This is a genomic window from Armatimonadota bacterium (genome assembly GCA_037138755.1).
Classification (GTDB): domain Bacteria; phylum Armatimonadota; class Fimbriimonadia; order Fimbriimonadales; family Fimbriimonadaceae; genus Fimbriimonas.
In genome coordinates this window covers 1-2,978 of the sequence record JBAXHT010000011.1, presented here as the reverse complement: position 1 = coordinate 2,978, position 2,978 = coordinate 1, and the positions used below count along the sequence as shown (strand labels likewise).

At 56.1% G+C, this 2,978-nt stretch carries 4 protein-coding genes; all 4 read left to right on the top strand.

Annotated features, from left to right (window positions below):
- A partial coding sequence (locus WCK51_15950) for a hypothetical protein (GenBank protein MEI7578382.1) occupies positions 1 to 256 on the top strand: 256 nt, incomplete at its 5' end.
- Between the two features lie 2 nt (positions 257 to 258).
- Positions 259 to 882, top strand: a complete 624-nt coding sequence (locus tag WCK51_15945; protein ID MEI7578381.1) for a hypothetical protein — start codon at positions 259 to 261, stop codon at positions 880 to 882.
- 74 nt (positions 883 to 956) lie between these two features.
- Positions 957 to 1,613, top strand: a complete 657-nt coding sequence (locus tag WCK51_15940; GenBank protein ID MEI7578380.1) for a methyltransferase domain-containing protein — start codon at positions 957 to 959, stop codon at positions 1,611 to 1,613.
- Positions 1,614 to 1,769: 156 nt separating this feature from the next.
- Positions 1,770 to 2,603, top strand: coding sequence for a hypothetical protein (locus tag WCK51_15935; protein ID MEI7578379.1), 834 nt, complete (start codon positions 1,770 to 1,772; stop codon positions 2,601 to 2,603).
- Positions 2,604 to 2,978 lie beyond the last annotated feature (375 nt).

Below are 2,978 nucleotides of genomic sequence, written 5' to 3'. Positions count from 1 at the left end.
GGTGACGCGTAAGGTGGGTACGATGGAAGCAGCTCCCACGCTCGAAGTAGCCTTGAAGACGTCTCCTCAGGGCCGCGCTAGCGTGTTTCTTGTCGTCTGGCCGCATGATGGTTCGGAGCGCGGCGTGTCGTCGGCTGCCCGGCCTCAAGACGGGCACTCCTGCTTCGTGCTCGACTCAGGTACTGAGCGCTGGGACTTCCGTCTCGAAGCGCACCGCCTCGGAAGGGCTATTTGCACTAGGTCCGGAGCCTGCTAGCTATGGACAGTTACATAGCCTACTTATGCGACAAGCTCGGGGAGATCGGCTCGGGCGTCCCTGACGCGTTGCGCATCTACAAGCATGGGCGTGCGTGTCTACTCGCCGGCGACAGTGTCGCGGCCAAGAAGGCCGAGGTCTTGAACTACTTGTTGCATAGCTCTGTGATCCCGAGTGAATGCAGGCTTGCTGATGACGTTGTGTTCGGGTACGGCGGCATCGGGATCATCCTCCACTCGAGCGTCGGCTCTGGTGTCGTGATCGGGTCCAATGTGACGTTGGGCGGCGGAGGTGCGAAAGGTCGGTATTGGACTGACTCTGATGGACGGTCCGTTTATGCGCCTCGAATCCATGATCACGTCTACATTGCCACAGGTGCCAAGATCCTAGGTGGTGTAGAAGTTGGCTCGCTGTCCGTGGTTGGAGCAAACAGCGTAGTGATTTCCGATTTTCCGCCGCTCTCGGTCGTGGCGGGTGCCCCGGCACGTATTGTTCGACGAATTTCAGTCGATAACTGCTTACGCTACAAGTCGGAGTTTTACACGCTCCGCGGTGTTGCCGACGAGCAGTTCAAGGCGATGGTCACCGCACTCGCCGATGCGGAGCGGCAAGCTTCGTTTGACTGATGTTTACTGGCGCTGTTCGGCTTCGACTGGGGCTGGAGAACTGGTAATGGACCGTAAACCAACTTGGATTTCAGATGCAGTCGAGCCCTGAAAGAGCCTGCAACATTTGCGGAGAGTCTGCAGTTCGGTTTCTGAGCTTCGGTGATGCTGCGAAGGCGATTCGGTGTCCCAACTGCCTCTCCTTCGAGCGTCACAGACGCTTCAAAGACGCTTACGACCGCTTTATCCGTCATGAGTTTGATTTCCGGGGTAAGGACGTCTTGGCTTGCGTTCCAGGCAAGGCGGAGTTGGAGTACTTTTTCGTCGGTGCAAAGCGCGTTGTGTCTTTCGACGTTCGGCCGGTCAACTGGTTCGACTTGCAGATGGACATTACGGATATGTCACAGATCCCTGACGCATCCGTTGACGTATTTGTTGCAATCGCAGTCTTGCAGCACGTGGAGAGGCACGAACTAGTGCCACCCGAGGTACACCGAGTCCTAAGGCCGGGTGGTCGTTGCCTAATTCAGGCCACGAATCATCGCGGCCCGACGACGCCTTACCCGAACCTCCATGCGCACTACACCGAAGAGGAGTTTGAGAAATACAGGGTCGGCACGTTTCGTGTGTATCGGGATCTCGACCTTATCAGCATGTTCACGAACGGCTTTGTATCGAAAACCTTCTATGGTGAAGACCCGGTCTGCGGAGGCATCGACTTCATCCTGTCCGCGGAGAAGGTGGGAGTCTGAGTTTTCGGCGCGGAGAAGTCTGAAATGGCCAGGACCGTGATCCTTTCATGCGACACCGAATCGCTCCTGTTTCCGGTGAGCGAAGCGGCTGTGGAAGCGAACATATTTGGTGGTGTCTCGCCGGGATTTGGAGCGCGTTGGGGTATACCCCTGATTATGGATCTTGCAGACCGGGTGGGAGCGAAGGTCCTCTTCTTTTACGACGTCTTTACCGAGTACTCCTGCCCGGGTATCAACGGTCGCGTCGCGGACGAGATTCTGAGTCGAGGGCACTTCCTCGAGTTGCACACGCACATAGAACATCTCCCGGAGTGGTGGTGGCAAGATCGAGGTTACAAGCGCCCTGGGTGGGCGTCGAACTACTTCGATCCGGTGACCGTCGACTTGGTTTATTCAGACGCTATTCGCCTGTTCGAAAAGTGCGCCGGTGTGCGTCCCACAGCTTATCGGGCGGGTTCATGGCGTTTCTCGGCCAACATACTCTCTTTTTTGGCACGTAACGGCGTTCGCTATTCGTTTAATTACCATCCGCTGACCACTATCCGGCAGAATTTTCCTCATGGCCCGGATGCTGGGCCGTTGGATCTGTTCATTTGGTCCAACGGGATGCTAGAAATCCCAGTTGCCACTTTGACGGTACCTAATCCATTCACGAGTAAGCAGAAGTACTTTGGCTTTGAGAGCCATATGCTCCGTGAGCCTGCACGCTACTTCGATTTCATGAGGGTATTCGCTCGGCAGATGCCAACTGCTCGGCATGCAGTGCTAGTTATGCACAGCTGGAGTTTGGCTGAGTTCGCAGGCAATGTTGCTACTGCGCCATGCGCAGAACGGACAAATGCCTTTGCCCAGTTCCTGGAACTTGGAGCTAAGGAGGGCGTTCATTTCGCCGGCGAGAACCTATTCCAGTCGCTTGATGCAACGCAGCCGCAGTTCACAGTGCCAATCGAGTTCGCTGGATTCGCCAATAGTCCGCTAGTGAAGTTGTAATCCGTCTAAGCATCTTCCGTGTAGCTTCAATCCCACGCTGTCCTTGGCCACACCACTCAAATCTTCGGCCGTCTGCGCCGTCGGGGAATTCGGCAATTCCCTGGGAGGGGTTGACCTACTTATAGCCGAGGGTTCTTCCTGTGCCTTCCGTGGGTACGCTTACGCTTCATTTCTAGACATCTGTCAACCTAGCCAATGTGTCATGAGCGGGGTTCAAGTCGCCCGTGCCCTTGGACGAAGGGCTGACCGTTGATCGATCTGCGGTCACTCAAACTGCTTTCGGCGGCCAACCAGCTGCTTCGCCATGGTCATGCGGCCGATGGTAAGCGTGGTCTCACCACCCTCTTGATGGTGTGATGGTGAGGGGTGAACATG

Coding starts and splice junctions, on each gene's coding strand:
- WCK51_15945 (MEI7578381.1), top strand. CDS start 259: ATGGACAGTTACATAGCCTACTTATGCGACAAGCTCGGGGAGATCGGC.
- WCK51_15940 (MEI7578380.1), top strand. CDS start 957: ATGCAGTCGAGCCCTGAAAGAGCCTGCAACATTTGCGGAGAGTCTGCA.
- WCK51_15935 (MEI7578379.1), top strand. CDS start 1,770: ATGGATCTTGCAGACCGGGTGGGAGCGAAGGTCCTCTTCTTTTACGAC.